At 68.0% G+C, this 947-nt stretch carries 1 protein-coding gene; it reads left to right on the forward strand.

The genetic code is table 11. The annotated features are described in order from the left end of the window. Window positions 1–947: beta-ketoacyl reductase (locus ACFOX0_RS34190; RefSeq protein WP_377553831.1), on the forward strand; the 947-nt coding region annotated here is incomplete at both ends.

A 947-nucleotide genomic window follows, 5' to 3' on the forward strand; every position in this document is an offset into this window, starting at 1 on the left:
CTGGTGGTGGTGACGCGTGGGGCGGTAGCCGTCACCGACACCGACGACCCCGACCCCGACCAAGGCGCCGTCTGGGGACTCATCCGCAGCGCCCAAGCCGAACACCCCCACCGCTTCACCCTCCTCGACACCGACCAACCACACCTACCCGACCCCACCACCCTCACCCACCACACCGAACTCGCCCTCCGCAACAACACCCTCCACACCACCCACCTCACCCCCCACACCCCCACAACCACCACCACACCCACCCTCACCGGAACCATCCTCATCACCGGCGGCACCGGCGCCCTCGGCACCATCACCACCCGCCACCTCGCCACCCACCACCCCCACCTCCACCTCGTCCTCGCCTCCCGCCAAGGCACCAACGCCCCCACCGCACCCGAACTCACCACCCTCGGCGCCGACATCCGCACCTGCGACATCACCGACCCCCACCAACTCCAACAACTCATCAACACCCTCCCCAACCTCACCGCCGTCATCCACACCGCCGGCACCCTCCACGACACCCCCCTACACAAACTCACCCCCCACAACCTCCACCACACCCTCCAAGTCAAAGCCCACACCGCCCACCACCTCCACCAACTCACCCAAAACCACAACCTCACCCACTTCATCACCTACAGCAGCCTCACCGGCACCATCGGCAACCCCGGCCAAACCGCCTACGCCGCCGCCAACGCCTACCTCGACACCCTCACCACCCACCGACACCACCACCACCAACCCGCCACCTCCATCGCCTGGGGACCCTGGCACCTCACCACCGGCATGACCGCCCACCTCACCACCACCGACCACCACCGCATCACCACCACCGGCACCACCCCCCTCACCACCACCCACGCCCTCCAACTCCTCGACCAAGCCCTCACCACCACCACACCCACCCTCATCGCCGCCAACCTCAACCCCACCGCACTCCACCGCGCACG

Source organism: Micromonospora zhanjiangensis (genome assembly GCF_042650605.1).
Lineage (GTDB): Bacteria > Actinomycetota > Actinomycetes > Mycobacteriales > Micromonosporaceae > Micromonospora_J > Micromonospora_J zhanjiangensis.